Source organism: Priestia iocasae (assembly GCF_016909075.1).
Lineage (GTDB): Bacteria > Bacillota > Bacilli > Bacillales > Bacillaceae_H > Priestia > Priestia iocasae.
This window is the reverse complement of the sequence record NZ_JAFBFC010000006.1, coordinates 1-22,199: the sequence shown is the minus strand read 5'-3', so window position 1 is coordinate 22,199 and position 22,199 is coordinate 1. Positions and strand designations below refer to the sequence as shown.

The following is a 22,199-nucleotide window of genomic DNA, read 5'->3' as shown; positions in this document are numbered from 1 at the left end:
TTAACTCCTTTTCACCATTATACTTTTGTAACAGGTGCAAACTTGGCTAACAATCGCTTCACCCCAACTGGACTTGGGAAGGCAATATCAAGCTCTTTTGAATCTCCTTCACCTTTTACACTCACAACCGTTCCAATACCCCATTTTTTATGCTCCGCTTTATCTCCTACGCTCCAACCAATTGCTTCGCCACCTGTTGATATAAGATTCGGTCGAGAAACAGCCGCTTGACGACGCTTTGCAAATGGTGATGCAGAGGCATTACTACCGCTACTCATTGGAGATGGTTTCTTTTCATTGAGAGATTGAACGAGCTCACTAGGGATCTCTCCAATAAAGCGTGATTTTGGATTGATATTTGTTTTACCAAATAGTGTTCGCATTTGTGCATTGATTAAATACAGCTCTTCTTCTGCACGAGTAATCCCTACATAAGCAAGGCGTCTTTCCTCTTCCATTTCTTCCTCTTCAAATAGAGAACGACTATGAGGGAATACACTTTCTTCCATTCCAATTAAAAAGACGACTGGGAATTCTAGTCCTTTAGCAGAGTGCAATGTCATCAATACAACTTGCTCTGCTTCTTCTTCATCTTCTTCAAGTTTATCAATGTCGGCAACAAGCGCTAAGTCTGTTAAAAATGCTACTAAGCTTTTATCCTCACTGCTTTTTTCGAACTCTTGAGTAACCGATAAAAACTCATCAATATTCTCAAGTCGACTTTGTGCTTCAATTGTTTTTTCTGCCTTTAATGCTTCACGATAGCCTGTACGCTCCAACACTTGCTCTACAAGCTCTGTGACAGATAAGTAATCTTGCATTTGTGCAATATTTGCAATCATTGCCTCAAAATCTTTTAATGCACCAATTGCTTTGCCACTTACACCTGTCATCTCTACTTCACGAAGGGCTTTGAACATTGAAATGTCGTGCATGTTCGCATAGTTTGCCACTTTATCAACAGACGTTGCTCCAACACCGCGCTTTGGCACATTCACAATACGCGCTAAGCTAATATCATCATCTTGGTTAGCAATTAAACGTAAATACGCAAGAAGGTCTTTAATCTCTTTACGGTCATAGAACTTGATGCCGCCCACAATCGTATAGTTAATACTGGATTTTAAAAGGACTTCCTCCATCACACGAGACTGGGCATTTGTACGGTATAAAATCGCAAATTCACTATACTTACGTTTCCCTGTTTCAACCGCTTCTTTAATTTTACGCGCTACAAACTGAGCTTCCTCATGCTCACTCATCGCTTCGTAATGATAAAGCTTTTGTCCCTCATTGTTTTCCGTCCATAAATTCTTCGCTTTACGGTTCATGTTGTTTGAGATTACTTCATTTGCCGCTGCTAAAATGGTTTTCGTTGAACGATAGTTTTGCTCTAGTAAAATAATCGTTGCAGACGGATAATCTTTCTCAAACGATAAAATATTGGCAATATCAGCCCCACGCCAACGATAGATTGACTGATCGGAATCCCCAACGACACATACATTTTGAAAACGAGCGCCTAACAAACGAACAAGCATGTATTGTGCATGGTTTGTATCTTGATACTCATCAACATGGATGTATTGAAACTTGCGTTGATAGTACTCTAATACTTCTGGTACGCGCTTGAACAATAGAATCGTTGACATGATTAAATCATCAAAGTCTAATGCTTGATTCTTTTTTAATCGCTTCTCGTATTCTTTATACACGTCACTTACAACGTCTTCGTAATGGCCACCTGCTGTCTTTGCAAAGTCTTCAGCATTTTGCAGCTCATTTTTCGCTGAACTAATCGTTCCTAATAACGAACGAGGATCATATTTCTTTGGATCAATGTTTTTATCTTTTAAAATACTCTTTAATACCGATAATTGATCTGTTGTATCTAAAATTGTAAAGTTACGATTATAGCCAATACGATCAATGTCTCTTCTTAAGATACGGACACACATCGAGTGAAACGTTGAGATCCAAATCTCATCCGCTGCTCCCCCTACAATCTTGGCTACACGCTCCTTCATTTCACGCGCTGCTTTGTTTGTAAACGTAATCGCCAAGATGTTCCACGGAGCTACTTCTTTTTCTGCCATTAAATACGCAATTCGATGGGTTAATACACGCGTCTTTCCACTTCCGGCTCCTGCCATAATAAGAAGCGGTCCATCTGTTGCTTTTACCGCCTCTTGTTGCTGAGGATTTAACCCTGTTAACAACTTTTCACTTAAAAAATTCAAAAAACCACCGCCTTATTCGAACATATATTCTCATTTTATCTTATTTATCTTTTCATTGCATCTACTGTTTTTAACGCTTCACTTAAATTTGTGTACAGCGCATTGCCTACCACAATCGTGTCTGCAAACTGAGCCATTTCTTTTGCCTGCTCAAGCGTTTCTATTCCTCCACCATAAAACAGCTGCGCCTCTTCTAAAGACTCTTTCACATCACGCACAATCGTAGGGTCACCGTATGTACCACTATATTCTAAATAAAAGATGGGTAACCGAAACATCTTCTCTGCCATTTGTGCATAAGCCACAACATCATCCGTTGTCAGCTCTGTGTTTGCTTCAGTAACATGGGCAGCTTTACACTCTTTATTTAAAATACAATAACCTTCCACAAAGATTTCATCCCAGTTCATAATGTCCGCATATTCTTTCATAGCTTCATGATGAAGACCCGTAATCCACTTGGTGCTCTTACTGTTAAGAACCGTTGGGATAAAATAAAAATCGAACCCTGGCGTTACGGAATCAATTGTCGATACTTCTAACGCACACGGAACGGTGTAACGACGAATACGAGCTAATAAACTGAGTACATTATCTAACGTAATGCCATCTGAACCGCCAACAATGACAGCGTCCGTTCCAGATTCACAAATCTGCTCAAGTTCTTCGTCTGTTATATCTTTATTAGGATCTAATTTAAAGACGTGTTTCCACTCTTTAATATCGTACATAGTGTTGTCCTCCATTCGTTATTCCATTTGTACATTATAACAAAACTAAGCAATGGACACGAAAGTAAAACCTATCTTTTTAACTGAAAAAGAAACCCAATTTTATGACATTACGCACAAGGTTATTGTTTCCTGTCAATGGTTATGCTAATATATAGCTACAAAATTTATATCCATACAGTGAAAGATCAATAGTATCTAAATCCTCTTCACATCATAGCGATCTAGGGACAGTGTGAGCCTAGAGAAAGATTTAGAGAAACGGCAATCTGGAGTATATATTTATCAAGGTGGGTACAGCTTTTTTGTACCAATCAGGGTGGAACCGCGGGAATTTATCTCCCGTCCCTGAACATGGCTTGCGCTATGTTCAGAGACGGGAGATTTTTTATTGTATAAAACCCTTATTTATTAGGAGGAATAAAGATGACTAAATCAATGGATCAAATCGTATCACATGCGAAACATCGTGGATTTGTTTTTCAAGGCTCTGAAATCTATGGTGGTCTAGCAAACACTTGGGATTACGGTCCACTAGGTGTTGAATTAAAAAATAACATTAAAAAAGCATGGTGGAAAAAGTTCGTCCAAGAGTCTCCATACAACGTTGGATTAGACGCAGCAATTTTAATGAACCCAAAAACGTGGGAAGCTTCTGGTCACATCGGTAACTTCAATGATCCAATGATTGACTGTAAAAACTGTAAAGCGCGTCACCGTGCTGATAAGTTAATTGAAGAGAAGCTAGAAGAAAAAGGCATGGAAATGGTTGTAGATGGTCTTCCATTCTCTGAGATGGAAAACTTAATTAAAGAACACAACATCGTATGTCCTGACTGTGGTTCTGCAAACTTCACAGAAATCCGTCAATTTAACTTAATGTTTAAAACACACCAAGGTGTAACAGAATCATCAGCAAACGAAATTCACCTTCGCCCTGAAACAGCTCAAGGTATTTTCGTAAACTTTAAAAACGTTCAACGTTCAATGCGTAAAAAGCTTCCATTTGGTATTGCTCAAGTCGGTAAAAGCTTCCGTAACGAAATTACACCTGGTAACTTCACATTCCGTACACGTGAGTTTGAACAAATGGAGCTTGAATTCTTCTGTAAGCCAGGTCAAGAGCTTGAATGGTTTGAATACTGGAAAGAAACTTGTAACAAATGGTTACTTTCTCTAGGTATGAAAGAAGAAAACATTCGCCTTCGCGATCACTCTGACGATGAGCTATCTCATTACAGTAACGCAACGACTGATTTTGAATACAAATTCCCGTTCGGTTGGGGTGAGCTTTGGGGCGTGGCTTCTCGTACAGACTACGACTTAAAACAACATATGGATCATTCTGGTGAAGACTTCCAATACATCGACCAAGAAACAAACGAGCGCTACATCCCTTATTGCATCGAGCCTTCATTAGGTGCAGACCGCGTAACCCTTGCGTATATGATTGATGCATACGAAGAGGAAGCATTAGAAGACGGCACAGCTCGTACAGTGATGCATTTACATCCAGCTCTAGCACCATTTAAAGCAGCGGTATTACCACTGTCTAAAAAGCTAGCAGATGAGGCAAAAGAAGTTTTCGGTGACTTAGCGAAATATTTCATGGTTGACTACGATGATGCTGGTTCAATCGGAAAACGTTACCGTCGCCATGATGAAATCGGTACACCATTCTGTATTACATTTGACTTTGACTCATTAGAAGATAAGCAAGTAACGGTACGTGACCGTGACACAATGGAACAAAAACGTGTACCAATTAGCGAATTAAAAGCGCTAATTGAAGAAGCAATCCAATTCTAATAAAAAACGACGAAGCCAATCGGCCTCGTCGTTTTTAATTGTCTTTATCTAGTCGCTCTAATACCATTTGATACGCATCGCTTCCATAGTTCAAGCAACGCTTTACACGTGAAATGGTTGCTGTGCTTGCACCTGTTTCTGTTTCGATTTTATGATACGTAAATCCTTCTCTAAGCATTCTTGCTACTTCTAATCGTTGCGCTAACGATTGAATTTCGTTTATCGTACATAAATCATCGAAAAAACGATAGCACTCTTCTACATCTTTTAAAGACAAAATCGCTTCAAATAATTGATCTAATTCCTTGCCACGAAGTTTATCAATTTGCATCATTCATACTCCTTCTCATTAGCTTTCTATTAATACTCCTCCGTCAATGCCAGGAGAAGTAGAGATAATATTAATCCACGTTTTACCTTTTATAAAAGGCTGTATTTTTCCATCTTTATAAGGTAAGAGACGTCCGTTTCTATTTTTCCATTCAACTTCTTGAGCAACACCTTTTTGCAGTAAATATCCCTTACCACCCGAAGTTACGTTAATCTCTCTCCTACCTTGATTATCAATGATTTCATGCTCAGCCTCAATAATAAGTACATTATCTAATAAAATTAAGTCCTTGGACTCAGCATCCATCGTGTCTTTTTTTCCATCAGAGCGAATATACTTCTCTTCTTTTTGATCATATCGATAGTAAACTGTTGCTAGAGCAGTATCAATATGCTTGACGGTTACACGTGACGCTTTTTCTCCAGACACCGAACCTTCCTCAACAAAAGATAAGCTTTTTACATGATCCTTCATTGAATACCCTTTCTCTTCGGCACCTTTTTCAATATTTTCATACGTAATGTAAGAATTATGCGGAGCTTTTCGGTCCTTTGAGCGTTTAAATAGTGTCCCATCATAAAATAATCCATTTAGGGAATCAGCCTCACCAGCTTCTAACATCTCTTTGGCCTTAGGACTCCACCCGTGACTGACGTAAAGGGCATCATATCCTTTACTCAGCTCAACATAATAATCTCTTGCACTTCGAACTGGACCTATTCTTTTCGGTTTTTCACTCTGATAAATCGCCATGAACCTTGTGATAGATCCTTCAGCTAACAATTCATATACAAGATCGGCTTCTTTTAAGCCAGATTGAGGACGTGCTTTTGGATCGTTATTAATCATAACGGCAACAGCTCGATGATTACTTTCTGTTTGAACAGGTAAACCTGTTAACGGTGCTACTTCTTTCGGTTGCTCTTCTGAAGGCTCATCCGCTTCAAATTCCTCTACAACCTCTTGAGGTTGCTCACCTTGTACACGTTCGTCCTTTTGACAGCCTGAAAGTACAAGCATGGCTAATGAAATGAATAGAAGATACTTCATACATTGACCCAACCTTTTTTCTTTTATATTTTAACGCATTATTGACGGAAAGAGTACTTTTTTATTCATAACGTCATAAATTCCTCTTGGTGTAATTCTTACATATGGAAGATGAGTGGATGAAAAGAATAATAATGAATAGATAGGATCATTATGTGTATAGCCACGATCGCGCAATAGAGCCGTTAATGTAAGCTCTTCCTCCATTAATTGCTCTAATGGCTTATCAGACATAATACCATTTAGTAACATGGGTACTTCGTAGACAACTTCATTGTTGTCCACTAACACGATTCCACCACCTAGCTCCTTCATTCGCTTGAACGCTGCGATCATATCCTCTTTTCGTTTACCAATTAAAATGATGTCTCCTGTATTTGAATAAGAGCTCGCAAATCCTGACACCTCATTTGAAAACCCTTTCAAAATAGTGTTGATTCGCCATTTTCCATGACGATCAATGAGCACAAGAAAGCTTTCATCATGATCATGAGAAAGTTCATCCACCGATACATCAAGGCTAATTGAATATGGCTTCATAATAACAGAATTGACCATCTTCATGCCAAGTGCCATTGAAAATTGTAAGTCATCCACCGTTAAATCCCACTTTAAATTCAATGGAGAAAATCCGTGTTCACTCCATGGAAATGACGGAACCGTTTCTTGCTTTTCCCCACCTTTTAACACCCACTGTCCCTTGGCTAAAACTGATAGTGGAGTAGGTTTATCTGCCGATTGTAAAAAGTTAATGTTGGCAATTCGTCCCGTTGAGATGCTTCCATGTAAATGTTCCATGTTGTAATACCTCGCAATATTATGACTTGCCATGTTATAGGCATCTATTGGAGGCACTCCTTGTTTCATCGCAACATGAATTAACATATCCGATACTCCTTCTTTATAGAAAGAAGGTGGTGATCCATCTGTTGTCATAAGGAAGCGATCATAATGTTCCATGCCTAACTCCTGGATTTCTTTTAAGATTACCGGTAGATCTGGTCGAATGGATGAATAGCGTAAGGAAACGGTGTAACCTTGAGATAACCTTCGCAGTGCATCTTCTCCATTCATTGACTCATGGTCACAATCTGCCCCAAATAAAAGCATTTTAGCTAACGTCCTATCAGATGCGCCAGGGAAATGGCCTTCCACTTTTTTACCCATGCGCTTTGCTTCTTGGATCCAGTGAAGCATTAAGTCGTCGCCATCTACTAACTTAGGCCAGCCTGTCAGCTCTCCCCCTTGTAAAACCGCGTCATGCTCAAGCCACGATTTTACATTACGATGAGAAAATACAGCTTCTTCATCCATAATCTCGGTTTGAGCATCAAATCGACTCCACCAGTACATTGTAGAAGGAATCTTTTTCATTTCCTCCAAAAAAGAAAACGCTTTCTTTTTTTCTAATTGTAAAGCAAGCACCATATTATCATTGATGAGTGTCGTCGTTCCATGCTGTGATGCATATTGTGCGAATGTATGGGGATTATATAACTGAAATGGATGTACATGTGGCTCAATATAACCTGGTACTAAAAATTGGTTGCTACAGTCAATCACTTCGGTTTTTTCGTCGAGTAGTTGAGGCATATCATCGCCTACATATATAATTCTGTCGTCTGCAATCCAAATGTTAGCCGTCATCCATGTTTTCATATACGAATTTAAATAAGTAGCATGAGTAAGCACTATAGTTGGAGATTTATGACCATTTAAAATTTCAATGTGTTCACGTATTTGTTTATTTTTCCAACGATATCGTTGTTCAGCCATGAACATCCCCCTTTTTTTTCCTATTGCTACAATCGTATCACATTAACTTGTTTAAAGCATTAAAGATTATGTAAAAATTCTATTAATAAAGGTGATAAAAAATGAAACCAAACATTGGCATAATCAATGCTCTTGTTCGACTGACAATGGGCTTTGCACTCTTATCTTGGGTGACAGCTAAGCTAGTAAAACGACCTTATCGCGACTCTTATTTACTAGTGGCGCTTCTTGCAGCCATGAAGGTCGCAGAAGGAATCACTCGATTCTGTCCTTTAACATTTGCATTTGATCAATATCAAAACGAACAAAATAGCACATCTGACCACGATGAAATGACTTATAATCCATCTTAGGAGCTGGTAGTTATGGAACATAATATACACAAACACCACGAGCATCAACATAGCATTGCATGTGGACATACGAAAATTCGTCACGGCAATCATATTGACTATATTCACAATGGACATTTACACCATGAGCACGAAGGGCATTGGGATGAATGTAAGCTAGAAGTAACTGAAACAAACCCAGACCAATGTCAGCCGATGAACTGCGGATGTAAGCACGATGAAGAATGCGGGCATGAACTTGTGCCTCATGGAGATCATTTTGATTACCTTGTAAATGGCCGGTTGCATCACGTTCACAACGGCCATTGTGATGACCATGGGCCTGTTGACATTGTTACTCTAACATAAAAACTCCTCACGCTCTTCATGAGCGTGAGGAGTTTTTATTATTTTATAGCATTTGCTAACGCCTTTGCTCCGATATCATATCGATAAAAGAAGTCTGGCTCTGTGTCAATTAACGAGAGCTGCTCATATACGTTCTTTTGAGCTTGTTCAATCGTTGCTGCCGCTTGGGCAAGTAATAATACACGGCCACCATTGGATACATACTGATTGTCTCTTAGCTCGGTTCCTGCATGAAAGACAAGCGTGTCAGAGCTTACCTGCTCTATTCCTTTAATGGATGCGTATTTTTTATATTCGTTTGGATAACCTGCTGAGGCTAACACAACCCCCACAACGGCTTCTTCTGACCACTCAATTGTCACAGGACGGTTGTTTAAGATATTTACTAACACCTCGACTAAGTCACTTTTCATTCTTGGTAACACGACCTGTGTCTCAGGATCACCAAAACGAGCGTTAAACTCAATCACTTTTGGTCCTTCACTTGTAGCGATTAATCCTGCGTATAAAATACCTGTATACGAACAACCTTCTTGTACAAGTCCTTTTGCCATTGGCTTTAAAATCGTTTCAACCGCTGCTGTCACGATGTCTTCACTGATTTGTGGAACAGGTGAATAAGCTCCCATGCCACCTGTATTCGGACCCTTATCTCCATCGTAAGCACGCTTATGATCTTGAGCGATAACCATTGGATAGACATCTGTTCCGTGTACAAAAGCCATAAGTGAGAATTCTTCACCTTCTAAAAATTCTTCGATGACGACTTGCTGACTTGCTTCGTTGAATTTTTTATGAACTAACATGTCACGAAGAGTCTCGATGGCTTCTTCTTCAGAAAGCGCAACCGTTACACCTTTTCCAGCTGCAAGGCCGTCTGCTTTTATTACAATAGGTGCACCTTTTGCTTCTACATATGCTTTTGCTGCTTCATACGATTCAAACGTTTCATACGAAGCAGTAGGAATATGAAATTTATCCATTAGTTCTTTTGCAAAAGCCTTACTTCCTTCAATCATCGCCGCTTTCTTTCTCGGACCAAAAATCATGAGTCCTTCACGCTCAAAAGCATCAACAATTCCTTCCATTAACGGAACTTCTGGACCAACAATCGTTAAACCAACCTCATTTTCCTTTGCAAAGCGAATGAGCTTTTCTTGCTCGTGTTCCTCAATCTCTACACACGTCGCAATGTTTGTCATGCCTGCATTACCAGGAGCAACAAACACCTCCTTAGCAAGTGCACTCTGTGCTGCTTTCCAAGCAATGGTATGCTCTCTGCCGCCTTTTCCAATGATTAATACGTTCACACCTATCACCTCATCAATGCTTAAAGTGTCTCATCCCTGTAAATACCATCGTAATCCCGTACTCATCTGCTTTTTTAATCGAGTCTTCATCACGAATTGAACCACCAGGCTGAATGATTGCTGTCACACCTGCTTTAGCTGCCGCTTCCACTGTGTCATCCATAGGGAAAAATGCATCAGACCCTAACGCTGAGCCTTGTGCTTTTTCACCAGCTTGTTCAATCGCAATCTTTGCTGCACCTACACGGTTCATTTGCCCTGCTCCAACGCCGATTGTCATATTATCCTTTGTTAATACAATGGCGTTTGACTTCACGTTTTTCACAACTCCCCAAGCAAGCTTTAAGTTCGCCCACTCTTCTTCTGTTGGCTCACGCTTTGTTGGAACCGTAATGTTTGCATCATCAAAGCCAAATACATCTTCGTCTTGAACAAGTACGCCACCTTTAACTGATGTTAGAAATGCCTCTTTCGTTGCTTGTTCCTCAAATTGGACCGTTAATAAGCGTAAATTCTTTTTAGCCGTTAATACCTCTAACGCATCCTCATCAAATGCAGGTGCAATGATAATTTCTAAAAAGATTTCTTTCATTTGAATAGCTGTTGCACGATCAATTGGGCGATTCGCTGCAATAATTCCACCAAAAATAGAAGTAGAATCCGCTTCATATGCCTTTTCATATGCTTCGTTAATCGTCGTGCCAACACCTACACCACAAGGATTCATATGTTTAATCGCCACAACTGCTGGTTCAGTGAATTCTTTTACGATTTGAAGAGCAGCGTTTGCATCATTGATATTATTGTAAGATAGCTCTTTCCCATGTAATTGAGTCGCAGCCGCAATTGAGCCTTTTTGTGTTAATGGCTTTTTATAAAACGCTGCTTTCTGATGTGGATTTTCTCCATAGCGTAAATCTTGTACTTTTTCATACGTCACTGTTAATGTTTCTGGTTCCGTTTCACCAGCCACGTTCGTTAAGTACTCTGCAATTAGCGCATCATAAGCTGCTGTATGACGGAATACTTTAGCCGCTAAACGTTGGTTTGTTTCAAAGGATACTTTATTGTCCTTTGTTAAATCTGTTAAAACAACCTCGTAATCAGTAGGATCTACGATTACCGTAACATCTCGATAGTTCTTAGCAGCCGAACGCAACATCGTTGGTCCACCAATATCAATGTTTTCAATCGCATCTTCTAAAGTTACATCCTCTTTTTCAATCGTTTTCTTGAATGGATATAGATTGACGACAACAAAGTCAATCGGCGTAATATCATGCTCTTGTAGCTGTGCTTGATGTGCTTCATTGTCACGAATTGCTAACAATCCACCGTGTACTTTAGGATGCAATGTTTTAACGCGACCATCTAAAATCTCTGGAAATCCTGTTACGTCTGAAATCCCAATAACGTTTACACCATTTTCCTCAAGTGTTTTCTTTGTACCTCCCGTTGATACAACCTCCACACCTAAACGCTCTAAAGCTTGTGCGAATGCAACGATCCCTTCTTTATCTGAAACGCTAATTAAAGCACGTTTTTTTGACATGATTGAAATTCCTCCTACCAATCTTCTCTTTTTCGATTCTTTCTTTTATTAGTATATTACTATGGTAAAGTATTAAAAAGAGTTTGACAAGAGAACTCTCTTTTATGCTTTTAAAGTCTGTTTCGTCAACACCCGCTGTAACACTTCTGGATAAAAGCGATGTTCAACAAAGTGAATGTGGTGTTCCACTTGTTCACGTGTATCTGCTTCACCGATTGGAACAATGACTTGATCAATAATCGGACCCGTATCCATTCCTGCATCTACATAATGAACCGTTACGCCCGTTACTTTTACTCCTGCTTTTAACGCCTGACCAACGGCGTCTTTGCCTGGGAATGCAGGCAATAGAGACGGATGGATATTAACAATGCGATTTGGATATTGCTTGAGTAGTACCTCTCCGATAATTCTCATATAGCCAGCAAGTATAATGAATTCCACCTTTTTCGTCGCAAGCTCTTTCACTATTTCCTGCTCATAGGCTGCTTTACTAGCAAACTCTTTTGGTGAGCAAACAAGTGTTGGAATCCCTACCTTTTCTGCACGTTCAATGACAGATGCACCTGGCTTATCACAAACTACAATCGTGATGTTTGCTTGTAAATCTCCACGCTGAGTCGCATCATAGATGGCTTGAAAGTTTGAACCGTTTCCTGATGCAAAGACCGCTATGTTCATCATTCCATTCGACCTCCACCAAATGTAACCCCTGCGCCTTCCTTCACACGTCCAATAATAAACGCTTTTTCGCCTTCGGCTTCAATCGCTTCAATGACTGCATGTAACTGCTCATGCTTAACCGCTAAAACAAACCCAATCCCCATGTTAAATACTTCAAACATTTCAAAGCGGCTCAATTTCCCGTGTTCTTGAAGAAAATCAAAGATAAAAGGAATTGGCCATGAACCGTAATCAATTTCAACCCCTAAGCCTTCCGGTAGCATACGAGGAATATTCTCAATAAATCCGCCACCAGTGATGTGAGCCATCCCTGCAATTGAAGCTGACTGCAACGCCTTTACAATTGGTTTCACATAAATCTTCGTTGGTGTTAAAAGCTCTTCACCTAGATTTTGATTAAAACCTTTGTATGTGTGATGTACATCTAACTTCGCATCGTCGACAATCTTACGTACGAGTGAATATCCGTTACTATGAATCCCACTTGAAGAAATACCAATAAGGATATCTCCTTGCTCAATGCTCTCACCTGTGATAATGTCTGCCTTTTCAACTGCACCCACTGTAAAGCCTGCAAGATCGTACTCATCTTCTTCATATAAACCAGGCATCTCAGCCGTCTCTCCGCCAATTAATGCACAGTTTGCTTGCTCGCATCCATCTGCAATCCCTTTTACAATTTGTTCAATTTTCTCAGGAACAGCTTTCCCACAAGCAATGTAATCCAAGAAGTATAAAGGCTGTGCGCCTTGTACAAGTACATCATTCACACACATAGCGACAACATCCATGCCAATGGTATCGTGCTTATCCATTACAAACGCTAGCTTTAACTTTGTTCCCACTCCATCTGTCCCAGAGACAAGGACTGGTTCTTTTAAATTTAATGAAGATAGGTCAAACATTCCACCAAAGCCACCAACCGTTCCCATGACGCCTGGACGAACGGTACGCTTCACATGTTTTTTAATACGCTCAACAGACTCATAGCCCGCTTCTAAGTTTACTCCTGCTTGTTTATATGACTGAGACATCTTGTCACTCCTTTTTAGCACGTTACCTTTTCATGAGGATGAACCGTGTCTGGGTAGATTTCTGTTGGATATTTGCCTGTAAAACAAGCCATGCATTGACCACGATGAGACCCTTCATATGGTCTTCCAATTGCACTTACTAACCCTTGTTCACTTAAAAACTCTAACGAATCTGCTTCAATTAATTGACGAATCTCTTCAATTGAGTGAGTCGCTGCAATTAACTCTTCTTCAGAGGACGTATCAATTCCGTAGAAGCAAGGATTTTTAATGGGAGGTGAACTAATACGAACGTGCACCTCTGTTGCGCCTGCTTCACGTAGCATTCTCACGATACGTCTACTCGTTGTCCCACGCACAATCGAATCATCCACCATAACAACTCGTTTTCCTTCTACGATTTTACGAACAGGTGAAAGCTTCATTTTTACCCCTTGTTCACGTAATGACTGAGAAGGCTGAATAAATGTACGACCTACATAACGATTTTTAATTAATCCTAATTCGTACGGGATACCTGACTGTTCGGCAAATCCAATTGCAGCTGAAATGCTTGAATCCGGAACACCTGTCACAACGTCCGCTTCAATTGGTGATTCAATGGCTAACTCTTTGCCTAGGTTTTTACGAGCCGAATGAATGTTAATTCCATCAATGTTACTATCAGGACGTGAAAAATAAATGTATTCCATACTACAGATCGCTCGATTTACATTCAATGTAAAGCGTTCTGATGTCATCCCCTCATTATTAATAATAAGAAGCTCACCAGGCTGGACATCACGCTCATATACTGCCCCCACAACATCGAACGCACACGTTTCAGATGCCACGACGTAAGCATCTCCTAAGCGTCCTAACGATAACGGTCGTAATCCGTTCGGATCGAGAGCTACCATCATTTCATCTTCTGTTAAAATAACAAATGCGTATGCTCCCTTCACCATTGATAACGCATTTTTCACTTTATCTTTTAAATCTTGATAGCCACTTCGCTTAATTAAATGTGCCAGTACTTCTGTGTCTGAAGTAGACTGAAAAATACTTCCTTGATTTTCAAGCTGATGCTTTAATGCATTTGCATTGACCAAGTTTCCGTTATGAGCTAGCGCAATGCTGCCACTTTGAGAGCGAAAATGAAGGGGCTGAACGTTTTCAAATCCTCCACCTCCAGCAGTAGCATAGCGAACATGACCAATCGCTGCTCTTCCTTCTACTTTATCTAACACACCGTTACCAAAGACCTCGGTTACTAACCCAAGTCCTTTGGCAACGCTCACTTTTTCACCATTTGAAACGGCAATGCCCGCTCCTTCTTGACCACGATGTTGTAAGCTATGCAGGCCATAGTATGTAATTTGGTTCGCATTTTCATGTCCCCAAATTCCAAAGACCCCACACTCTTCATTGAGACCTTTTATTTCAGCAAGCATGGAATAGCTCCTTTCCAAGCTGTTTTTAGCTCAGCCACTGGCAATTGAATCATTGCTTCTTGATCATTTTCAATTGTAAACGTCGCATCTGCTGTCACGGTTCCTAGCTCAAGTGCTTCTTGTACAAGCTGTTCGAATTTTTCTTTGTTTTCTTGTTTCACCGTTACAATAAAGCGTGATTGCGTTTCACTAAATAATAAGGTTGGCTCCTCTACCGTTCGCACCTTCACACCTAGTTCGTCACTGCTCATTAACCCTTCTGCTAAGGCAACAGCGAATCCACCTTCTGCAATATCATGAGCTGATTGAACAAGACCTGCACGAATAGCCGCTAGTAATTGCTTTTGTCTACGTTGCTCTACCTCTAAGTCCAATGCTGGTGCTTTACCGAAGATTTCCCCTTCTAGTACCTTTTGAAGCTCACTACCTGCAAATTCAGACTTTGCTTCCCCAATCACATAGACAAGATCGCCTTCTTGCTTAAAAGCTTGCGTTGTAATATGCTCTAACTCTTTAATAAGCCCTACCATTCCAACCACAGGAGTTGGATAGATAGCTTCTCCGTTTGTTTCGTTATAAAGCGAGACATTTCCACCAATGACAGGTGTTTGAAGCTCTCGGCACGCTTCGCTCATGCCATCAACCGCTTTTTCTAATTGCCAGAAGATTTCCGGTTTCTCTGGATTTCCAAAGTTTAAGCAGTCTGTAATAGCTAATGGCTCTCCACCTGAACAAATGATGTTTCTGGCAGCTTCTGCTACAGCAATTTTACCGCCCACTTCTGGATCTAAATATAAGTAACGAGAATTACAATCTGTTGTCATCGCTAGTGCTTTATTCGTTCCACGCACACGAACAACCGCAGCATCTGAACCTGGTGAAACGACTGTATTTGTTCTCACCATGTAGTCATATTGGTTATAAACCCATTCCTTGCTCGCGATAGTTGGCTGTTGCAACAGTGTTAAAAGCGTTTCTTTATAGTTTGTAATCGATGGTACATAGGCATCTTGTTCCTGGAACGCTCTGTAATAAGCAGGCTCCTCAGATGGTTTGTTATAAACAGGTGCATCTTCAGCTAAAGCATCAACAGGCACTTCTGCTACGACTTCCCCTTTGTGTGTGAGGCGGAGCATTTTATCATCTGTTACAACCCCGACTGATACCGCTTCTAAGCCGTATTTTTCAACGATTTGCACAATCTCTTCTTCTCTTCCTTTTTCAACGACAATAAGCATACGCTCTTGAGATTCAGATAGCATCATTTCATAAGCCGTCATTCCTGTTTCACGCTGTGGAACAAAGTCAAGGTTCATCTCGATTCCTGATCCTGCTTTACTTGCCATTTCTGCTGAAGAGCTTGTTAAGCCTGCAGCTCCCATATCTTGAATCCCTACAAGCGCATCACACTTTACTAACTCTAAGCACGCTTCTAGTAAAAGCTTTTCCATAAATGGATCGCCTACCTGTACAGCTGGACGTTTCTCATCAGACTGATCAGACAGCTCTTCTGAAGCAAATGTTGCACCATGAATCCCATCTCGGCCTGTTTTAGCGCCTACATACATCACGGTGTTACCAATTCCTTTAGCCTGACCTTTTTGAATATCTTCATGATTGATTAAACCAACACACATCGCATTAACTAATGGATTACCTTCATAAGAAGGATCAAACTGTATTTCTCCTCCAACCGTTGGAATACCTACACAGTTCCCATATCCTGCAATACCTGCTACTACTTCTTCAAACAAATGACGAACTCTCGGTGACGTTAACTCACCAAAACGTAAAGAGTTTAACAGCGCAATGGGTCTTGCCCCCATCGAAAACACATCGCGGATAATTCCACCCACACCTGTTGCCGCCCCTTGGTAAGGCTCAATGGCAGATGGATGGTTGTGACTTTCGATTTTAAACACAACCGCTTGATTGTCCCCAATGTCTACAATTCCAGCTCCCTCTCCAGGTCCTTGCAATACGTTTTCACCAGTCGTTGGGAACTTACGAAGAACAGGCTTGGAGTTTTTATAGCTGCAATGCTCAGACCACATTACTGAAAACAGACCAACTTCTGTATAGTTTGGAAGACGTCCTAATAATGCTTCTACACTAGCAAACTCTTCATCTGTTAATCCCATTTCTTTATAAATCTTTTGCTCTTTAATTTGTTCTACACTTGGTTCAAGAAGTAACGACATATTGTTCCCTCCACTGCTTTACGATTGATTTGAATAGTTTTAATCCATCTGCACTGCCTAACAATGTATCTACTGCTCGTTCTGGATGTGGCATCATTCCTAATACATTCCCTTTTTCATTCACAATCCCAGCAATGTTTTGTAAGCTACCGTTTGGATTTTCATCTGCATATTGAAAAACAATTTGATGATTGTCTACAAGTTGTTTTAATGTTGCTTCATCACAGTAATAATTTCCTTCACCGTGCGCAACAGGAATTGAAATGCGCTCATGTTTTGCATACGCATTTGTAAATAACGTTTCATTGTTCACGACTTCTAGTGTCACTGGTCGACAAATGAACTTAAGATCTTGGTTACGTCTCATTGCACCTGGTAATAACCCAGCTTCTAATAAAATTTGAAATCCGTTGCACACACCTAGTACGGGTTTACCTGCAGCTGCTGCCTTCTTAACAGCTTCCATCACATTGGCAAAACGAGCAATCGCTCCAGAGCGTAAGTAATCTCCGTATGAAAATCCTCCTGGAAGTAACACACCATCGAACTCATCTAAGTTATCGCGATCATGCCACACATATTCTACTTCTTCGCCAAGTTCATCTTTAATTGCATGGTACATATCGATATCACAGTTTGACCCTGGGAACACAATTACTGCAAATTTCACTGTGCAACAGCCTCCTCAACTTCATAGCGATAATCTTCAATAACCGTGTTAACTAGTAGCTTCTCACACATTTCTTTTACTCTTTCATCTAAGCGATCTGTTTCACTGATTGTTAACTCTAAATATTTACCGATACGCACGTCACTTACTTCTTCATAAGACATGCGATGTAAAGAATTTTTTACCGCTACTCCTTGTGGATCTAATACACTCTCTCTTAACGTTACGAATACCTTTACTTTATACATGATTATCCCCCGATTCTTTCTAAGATTTTTTCGTATGCTTCTGTTAACGTTCCTAAGTCACGGCGAAAGACATCTTTGTCTAACTTCTCGTTTGTCTCAATATCCCAGAATCGGCAAGTGTCTGGTGAGATTTCATCTGCTAAAATAATGTCACCCGATGCCGTCTTTCCAAACTCTAATTTAAAGTCTACGAGCTGAATGCCTTTATCTTTAAAAAACTGCTTTAATACTTCATTAATGCTCAATGCTTGCTCTTTTAAAAACTGAATTTCATCCGCCGTTGCTGCTTCTAAGAAAATAGCATGTTCATCGATAATAAGAGGATCACCTAAATCGTCATTTTTGTAATATAGCTCTACAATTGGATTAGAAAATGGTATCCCTTCTTTTACGCCAATTCGTTTAGCTAAACTACCAGCTGTCATATTCCGTACAACAACTTCTAGAGGAATGATATCCACTTTTTTCACTAATTGTTCTGAATCAGAAAGCGATTGAATGAAGTGTGTTTCAACTCCTTTTTTATGAAGCATTGAAAATAGAAAACTACTAATCTTATTATTTAATTGTGCTTTACCTACAATTTCAGCTTTCTTCTGTCCGTTAAAAGCCGTTGCTGAATCTTTGTAAGCTACCCATAAAACATTTTCTTGATCTGTTTTGTAAATTCGTTTTGCTTTTCCCTCATACAGTAGTTCTTGTTTCATTGTTCCACCTCTTGATTCAGAATCTTCCGATAAATTTTCTTACAAAAAGGCAAGGAAAACTCCTTACCTTTTAAAATTTTTAAAGACCTAGACGGTTGAAGATCATATCTACACTCTTTAGATGATACTGATAATCGAAGCAGTCATCTAATTGCTCTGTTGATAGTCGATCTGTAATTCTTTCTTCAGCTTCTACAAGCGTACGGAAAGGAACTTGAACCTCCCACGCTTCCATTGCTTTTGGCTGTACAAGATCGTATGCTTCTTCGCGCGTCATACCCGTATTGATAAGAGCTAATAGAACACGTTGTGAATAAATAAGACCTAGCGTACGATCCATGTTGCGTTGCATATTTTCTGGGAATACGGTTAAGTTTTTAATAATGTTTGCAAAACGGTTTAGCATGTAGTTAAGCGCGATTGTCGAGTCTGGTAAAAGAACACGTTCTGCTGATGAATGTGAAATATCACGCTCGTGCCAAAGCGGTACGTTATCGTATGCTGCCGACATATAGCCGCGAACTAGACGCGCTAGACCCGTTACGTTCTCAGATCCGATTGGATTACGTTTATGTGGCATCGCTGACGAACCTTTTTGACCTTTTGCAAAGTACTCTTCTACTTCTCTTGTTTCACTCTTTTGTAATCCACGAACTTCAACGGCAAACTTCTCAATTGACGTTGCAATAAGTGCTAAAACAGACATGTAATGAGCATGACGATCACGCTGTAACGTTTGAGTTGAAATCGGCGCTGGTTGTAAGCCAAGCTTTTCACACACATATGCTTCAACAAAAGGATCAATGTTAGCAAATGTACCAACTGCTCCTGAAATCTTTCCGAACTCTACTTCTTTCGCTGCACGCTTGAAACGCTCAAGATTGCGTTTCATCTCTTCATACCATAGAGCCATTTTTAAACCAAATGTTGTTGGCTCTGCATGAACACCATGAGTACGTCCCATCATTACTGTGTACTTATGTTCTTGAGCTTTTTCTTTTAATACTTGAACAAAGCGCTCTAAATCCTTCTCAAGGATGTCATTTGCTTGTTTTAATAAGTATGATAAAGCTGTGTCTACTACATCTGTAGATGTCAAACCATAATGTACCCATTTACGCTCTTCCCCTAATGTTTCAGATACAGCACGAGTAAATGCGACAACATCATGGCGTGTTTCCTCTTCAATTTCTTTAATGCGATCGATGTTAAATGATGCATTTTTACGGATTAACGCTACATCTTCTTTCGGAATATCTCCTAATTCTGCCCACGCTTCACACGCTAAGATTTCTACCTCTAACCAAGCTTGAAAGCGATTCTCTTCAGTCCAAATTGCGCCCATTTCTGGACGAGTATAACGTTCAATCATGTTGTATATTCCTCCGTTCTCTTCCAAATAGCTAATGATTCGGCTTTTGACACCGCATCCTCTATCTTATCAGCTAATACCGTTATATGTCCCATTTTTCTCTTTTCTTTTGCAACTTTTTTTCCGTACAAATGTAGGTGTATATCACTGAAACATTCGATTTTTCCGATTGCTCTTTCAACATGTTCCCCTAATAGGTTAACCATTACAGCTGGTTTTAATAATTCTGGTTCACTAAGCGGCCAATTACAAATGGCTCTTATATGTTGCTGAAATTGTGACATCGTACAAGCTTCAATTGAAAAGTGCCCAGAATTATGTGGTCGAGGCGCTAACTCATTAATATAAATGTCTTGATTGTTCGTCATGAACATTTCAACTGTTAAGGTACCAACCAGCTCTAGTCCATCTGCAATTACTTTTGCGTAATGCAATGCTTGATCTTGTTGATGTTTATCAATACGAGCTGGCACAATCGTTTGATGTAAAATATGATGACGATGAATGTTTTCAGCTACTGGAAAGCACGTCGTATCACCGTTTACATTGCGCTGAACGATAACCGAAATCTCTTTATCTAGTGGCATCCATTTTTCAACAATGCATTCACTATATGTTAATAGCTTTGAAGCATCAATGATATCCGCTTCCGCTTTCACAACCACTTGCCCTTTTCCATCGTAACCACCAATGCATGTTTTCACTACACATGGATAACCAATGTCTGAAATGGCTGTATACAATTCGTTCTCTTCTTTTACAATTCGATAAGCAGGGACTTGTAAACCTAGCTTTGTAATGAGTGATTTTTCTAGCTTACGGTTTTGCGTAATCTCAAGAACATGACTTCCTTGAGGAACATAGCTATTTGATTGAAGCCATCTCACCATCTCAGCGTTTATATTTTCAAACTCATACGTAATGACATCTGAAACAGCAGCCAATCTCTTAATCGCATCCAAATCATCATACTGACCAATAACTTCAATGTCCGCGATTTGACCACAAGGTGAATGTTCAGTTGGATCTAGGACCGCAATATAATAACCCATTTCTCTCGCTGCAAGAGCCATCATTCGCCCAAGCTGGCCACCACCTACAATACCAATTGTTTTACCTGGAGGAATCAATGAGTTAAACAAGTTGCTCACTACTTTCTAGCACCGTTGCCTCTATTTGATTTCGGCGTGCCTCTAACCGTTTGCTTAGCTCTTCATCTGATAATGCCAGCATTTGAGCTGCTAATAGGCCTGCATTGGTTGCTCCGGCCTTACCAATCGCTACAGTGGCTACAGGAACACCACCTGGCATTTGGACAATCGATAGTAAAGAATCTAGGCCATTCAAGTTACTACTACGTACAGGTACGCCAATGACTGGTAAAGTAGTTTTCGCTGCTACCATTCCTGGCAAATGAGCCGCTCCACCTGCACCTGCAATGATAGTCTTTATTCCACGCTCTTTTGCTGTTTGGGCATATTCAAACATATAATCAGGTGTTCGGTGAGCAGATACTACTCGCTTCTCATATGGAATGTGTAACTCCTCTAATATGTCACATGCATGCTTCATCGTTTCCCAATCAGATTGACTTCCCATAATGACAGCAACTTCTATATTCATGGATATAAGCTCCTTTTTTAGATAATAAAAAACCTAGAGTAGTGGTAGCTTAAGGAAAGCTACAACCACTCTAGGTATTATGTATAAAATCATCCTCATTTAAAAGGACTCACATATTGACCTTTTCAGTAATTGTACTCTCCTCATAGTCCAACAATTTACGGTTGTTAGGTAGAAACTCGCAGGCCATATCCCCGCTATTATATGAGGTTTCGTTTATTTCTTTTGACACCATAATAATAACAACTTACAAAGCTAAAAGTCAACTCAAAATCGAATATTATTATCATTATTTTATTTAATGTTCGCTTTTAGATTAATTTACCTTCAAAAATGATTTGTTGCTTTACAGGAACATACTCTTTTTTACCGTTTATGATTTGCTCTTCAAAGACTGGCTTTTCCATTCTCCTAACAGGCACGTATCCTTCTGCCTTCATGCGATCCAGGCATTCTGAAATGGTTTCATCTGAACGTAATTCAAACAGACATTTTTTCTTCTTATTTGACACCTTAACACCTCCGATAAATATCTATTAGTATACTATACCTTGTTTGTTTTCATAATCAAATTAGCTAAGGAAAATAATGATCTAAACAAAAAAACACTAGCGATATCGCTAGTGTTTTCGTTATTGCCCGGCAACGTCCTACTCTCACAGGGACAAAGTCCCAACTACCATCGGCGCTAGAGAGCTTAACTTCCGTGTTCGGCATGGGAACGGGT

At 39.9% G+C, this 22,199-nt stretch carries 21 protein-coding genes, 1 rRNA gene and 1 riboswitch; of the genes, 3 read left to right on the top strand and 19 right to left on the bottom strand.

Annotation, left to right across the window (positions count from 1 at the left end; all coding sequences use genetic code 11):
• Window positions 1–17: 17 nt before the first annotated feature.
• Window positions 18–2,240, bottom strand: a complete 2,223-nt coding sequence (gene pcrA / locus JOC83_RS15325) for a DNA helicase PcrA (protein WP_205188262.1) — start codon at window positions 2,238–2,240, stop codon at window positions 18–20.
• Between the two features lie 44 nt (window positions 2,241–2,284).
• Window positions 2,285–2,971: a heptaprenylglyceryl phosphate synthase gene (gene pcrB, locus JOC83_RS15320; protein ID WP_205188261.1), complete on the bottom strand. Its 687-nt coding sequence runs from the start codon at window positions 2,969–2,971 to the stop codon at window positions 2,285–2,287.
• Window positions 2,972–3,397: 426 nt separating this feature from the next.
• On the opposite strand from pcrB, the gene JOC83_RS15315 reads away from it, so the two are divergent.
• Window positions 3,398–4,780 carry a glycine--tRNA ligase gene (locus tag JOC83_RS15315; RefSeq protein ID WP_205188260.1) on the top strand — a complete coding sequence of 461 codons (1,383 nt, stop codon included), beginning with the start codon at window positions 3,398–3,400 and terminating at the stop codon, window positions 4,778–4,780.
• A gap of 34 nt (window positions 4,781–4,814) precedes the next feature.
• Here the strand turns inward: JOC83_RS15315 and JOC83_RS15310 are convergent, their stop codons facing one another.
• The 3 genes from JOC83_RS15310 to JOC83_RS15300 are packed head-to-tail and all read right to left on the bottom strand — an operon-like array spanning window position 4,815 to window position 7,937.
• The gene (locus JOC83_RS15310; RefSeq protein WP_205188259.1) at window positions 4,815–5,111 is read right to left on the bottom strand and encodes a YerC/YecD family TrpR-related protein; all 297 of its coding nucleotides are present in this window, start codon (window positions 5,109–5,111) and stop codon (window positions 4,815–4,817) included.
• Window positions 5,112–5,129: 18 nt separating this feature from the next.
• Window positions 5,130–6,161 (bottom strand): DUF3048 domain-containing protein, encoded by a 1,032-nt coding sequence (locus tag JOC83_RS15305; RefSeq protein ID WP_239583574.1) that lies wholly within the window; start codon window positions 6,159–6,161, stop codon window positions 5,130–5,132.
• A gap of 30 nt (window positions 6,162–6,191) precedes the next feature.
• A complete protein-coding gene (locus JOC83_RS15300) occupies window positions 6,192–7,937 on the bottom strand; it encodes an adenine deaminase C-terminal domain-containing protein (RefSeq protein ID WP_205188258.1) in 1,746 nt (581 codons plus the stop codon).
• A 101-nt stretch (window positions 7,938–8,038) separates the two neighbouring features.
• Here JOC83_RS15300 and JOC83_RS15295 point away from each other — a divergent pair, with 101 nt between their 5' ends.
• Together JOC83_RS15295 and JOC83_RS15290 are read left to right on the top strand one after the other, a co-directional pair.
• Window positions 8,039–8,290: a YgaP family membrane protein gene (locus JOC83_RS15295; protein WP_205188257.1), complete on the top strand. Its 252-nt coding sequence runs from the start codon at window positions 8,039–8,041 to the stop codon at window positions 8,288–8,290.
• Between the two features lie 12 nt (window positions 8,291–8,302).
• Window positions 8,303–8,638 carry a hypothetical protein gene (locus JOC83_RS15290; RefSeq protein WP_205188256.1) on the top strand — a complete coding sequence of 112 codons (336 nt, stop codon included), beginning with the start codon at window positions 8,303–8,305 and terminating at the stop codon, window positions 8,636–8,638.
• A gap of 38 nt (window positions 8,639–8,676) precedes the next feature.
• On the opposite strand, the gene purD is transcribed toward JOC83_RS15290, so the two are convergent.
• The 14 genes from purD to rrf all read right to left on the bottom strand — a co-directional run.
• Window positions 8,677–9,948: a phosphoribosylamine--glycine ligase gene (purD, locus tag JOC83_RS15285; RefSeq protein WP_205188255.1), complete on the bottom strand. Its 1,272-nt coding sequence runs from the start codon at window positions 9,946–9,948 to the stop codon at window positions 8,677–8,679.
• Window positions 9,949–9,961: 13 nt separating this feature from the next.
• Entirely contained in the window at window positions 9,962–11,500 is a 1,539-nt protein-coding gene (gene purH / locus JOC83_RS15280; protein ID WP_205188254.1) for a bifunctional phosphoribosylaminoimidazolecarboxamide formyltransferase/IMP cyclohydrolase, read from the bottom strand.
• Window positions 11,501–11,602: 102 nt separating this feature from the next.
• Window positions 11,603–12,184, bottom strand: a complete 582-nt coding sequence (purN, locus tag JOC83_RS15275) for a phosphoribosylglycinamide formyltransferase (RefSeq protein WP_205188253.1) — start codon at window positions 12,182–12,184, stop codon at window positions 11,603–11,605.
• Window positions 12,181–13,218, bottom strand: coding sequence for a phosphoribosylformylglycinamidine cyclo-ligase (gene purM, locus JOC83_RS15270; RefSeq protein ID WP_205188252.1), 1,038 nt, complete (start codon window positions 13,216–13,218; stop codon window positions 12,181–12,183). Before purM ends, purN begins: the two co-directional genes overlap by 4 nt.
• Before the next feature lie 14 nt (window positions 13,219–13,232).
• Window positions 13,233–14,651, bottom strand: a complete 1,419-nt coding sequence (gene purF, locus JOC83_RS15265) for an amidophosphoribosyltransferase (RefSeq protein ID WP_205188251.1) — start codon at window positions 14,649–14,651, stop codon at window positions 13,233–13,235.
• Window positions 14,636–16,852: a phosphoribosylformylglycinamidine synthase subunit PurL gene (gene purL, locus JOC83_RS15260; RefSeq protein WP_205188250.1), complete on the bottom strand. Its 2,217-nt coding sequence runs from the start codon at window positions 16,850–16,852 to the stop codon at window positions 14,636–14,638. The genes purF and purL overlap by 16 nt, the downstream gene beginning before the upstream one ends.
• The gene (purQ, locus tag JOC83_RS15255) at window positions 16,836–17,522 is read right to left on the bottom strand and encodes a phosphoribosylformylglycinamidine synthase subunit PurQ (RefSeq protein ID WP_205188249.1); all 687 of its coding nucleotides are present in this window, start codon (window positions 17,520–17,522) and stop codon (window positions 16,836–16,838) included. The genes purL and purQ overlap by 17 nt, the downstream gene beginning before the upstream one ends.
• Complete coding sequence (gene purS / locus JOC83_RS15250) at window positions 17,519–17,770, bottom strand: phosphoribosylformylglycinamidine synthase subunit PurS (protein ID WP_205188248.1); 252 nt, start codon at window positions 17,768–17,770, stop codon at window positions 17,519–17,521. Before purS ends, purQ begins: the two co-directional genes overlap by 4 nt.
• Window positions 17,771–17,772: 2 nt before the next feature.
• Complete coding sequence (gene purC, locus JOC83_RS15245; protein ID WP_205188247.1) at window positions 17,773–18,477, bottom strand: phosphoribosylaminoimidazolesuccinocarboxamide synthase; 705 nt, start codon at window positions 18,475–18,477, stop codon at window positions 17,773–17,775.
• 79 nt (window positions 18,478–18,556) lie between these two features.
• A complete protein-coding gene (gene purB, locus JOC83_RS15240; RefSeq protein ID WP_205188246.1) occupies window positions 18,557–19,849 on the bottom strand; it encodes an adenylosuccinate lyase in 1,293 nt (430 codons plus the stop codon).
• The gene (purK, locus tag JOC83_RS15235) at window positions 19,846–20,991 is read right to left on the bottom strand and encodes a 5-(carboxyamino)imidazole ribonucleotide synthase (RefSeq protein WP_205188444.1); all 1,146 of its coding nucleotides are present in this window, start codon (window positions 20,989–20,991) and stop codon (window positions 19,846–19,848) included. Before purK ends, purB begins: the two co-directional genes overlap by 4 nt.
• Entirely contained in the window at window positions 20,984–21,472 is a 489-nt protein-coding gene (gene purE / locus JOC83_RS15230) for a 5-(carboxyamino)imidazole ribonucleotide mutase (RefSeq protein ID WP_205188245.1), read from the bottom strand. Before purE ends, purK begins: the two co-directional genes overlap by 8 nt.
• A 126-nt stretch (window positions 21,473–21,598) precedes the next feature.
• A riboswitch (purine riboswitch) is annotated at window positions 21,599–21,700 on the bottom strand.
• A gap of 83 nt (window positions 21,701–21,783) precedes the next feature.
• A complete protein-coding gene (locus JOC83_RS15225; RefSeq protein WP_205188244.1) occupies window positions 21,784–21,984 on the bottom strand; it encodes an NETI motif-containing protein in 201 nt (66 codons plus the stop codon).
• Between the two features lie 125 nt (window positions 21,985–22,109).
• Window positions 22,110–22,199, bottom strand: a 5S ribosomal RNA gene (rrf, locus tag JOC83_RS15220); the annotation flags it as partial.